We start from the raw sequence: 1,330 nt of genomic DNA, 5'->3' as shown, positions 1-1,330 counted from the left end.
CCATCAACGAACGCCGCTTCCGTAATGGCGAACGAGAAGAACCTATTCCGATGCGTCTGCTGGTCAGTGCGTCCAACGAATTACCCGAAGCCGATGGTGGCCTCGAAGCGCTGTACGACCGCATGCTGATCCGTCTGTGGTTGGATAAAGTGCAGGATAAGCAAAATTTTCGCTCACTGCTGACCAGCCGGAACAATGAAAACGCCAATCCGGTGGCAGAGTCCCTGAGTATCAGCGATGAAGAATACCAACAATGGCAGCCGGAGATCGACAAAGTCAATCTTTCAGACAGCTGCTTTGAACTGATCTTCCAGCTGCGCCAGCGCCTTGATGCCCTGGATACGGCACCTTATGTCTCTGACCGTCGCTGGAAAAAAGCCCTGCGCCTGTTGCAGGCCTGCGCATTTTTCAGTGGCAGAAAAGCGATCACGCAGGTGGATCTGATCCTGCTGAAAGACTGTTTATGGCATGACCTTAATACTTATAACCTGCTGCAAACCCAGATTGAGCAACTGATCACCGAACAGGCTTATCAGCAGCAGACACTGCTGATGAAAATTCAGCAGCTGAATCAGCAATGGATGCAACATCAGCAGCAACAGAGTTCGCGTCAGTCAATCAAACTGAGTAAGAAGGCCGGCATTTTCAGCCGCAAGCCACAGTACAGCCTGCCTGAATCACTTAACACCACCAACCTGACCCTGTTATTGCAAACGCCTTTACACCTGCATGAAATAAAAGTCACACACCTGTTATTCGAACGCATCATCCTGGAAGAGTGGCTAAATAAAGGAGGCGTACTGAAAGCCAAACTCAACGGGATTGGTTTTGTACAAACCGTGGATCTGGAAATCGATGACAAACAACAACTTCTGGTGCTGGATGTCAGCCGTCAGAGCACGCCGCTGACGCTGCCGGGCCATGAGCATATTGCCGTTCCCGACGAAATGAAAAATACGCTGAGTGACCTGACCGCAAAACTGGCGCAGCAGAGACATGAATTCAGCCAGCAGCAAAACTGTCTGTTTGTTCCGGCAGAATGGATGGCAAAAATAGAAGCCAGCCTGCTTCAGGTGGCTGAACAGTTGCGTCATCAGCAACAGACATTCAGTGGTCACTGATCATGTTCAGTCTCGAGTCACTGGATCTTCTGCTGGCCATCAGCGAAGCCGAACTGATTGAAGAACTGCTCGTCGGCTTGCTGGCTGCGCCAGCGCTGACGGTGTTCTTCGAGAAATTTCCCCGTCTCAAGCGTGCCCTGACCAAAGATCTCCCAGAATGGAAATTGCGCCTTCGCCAGAGGATCCACGAAACGCCGGTTCCCCAAGAG

1 protein-coding gene and 1 pseudogene are annotated in these 1,330 nt (G+C 51.3%); both read left to right on the top strand.

Annotated features, from left to right (window positions below):
• On the top strand, nt 1–1,121 hold a 1,121-nt coding region (locus tag AC1DUO_RS25040), incomplete at its 5' end, for an ATPase RavA domain-containing protein (protein ID WP_477989387.1).
• 2 nt (nt 1,122–1,123) lie between these two features.
• Nucleotides 1,124–1,330: pseudogene (locus AC1DUO_RS25035) on the top strand (ATPase RavA stimulator ViaA); the annotation flags it as partial.

The sequence above is a fragment of the Rahnella sp. P4_A8 genome, from assembly GCF_056402435.1.
The sequence above is the reverse complement of the archived record's forward strand: the minus strand, read 5'-3'. Positions and strand labels throughout refer to the sequence as shown.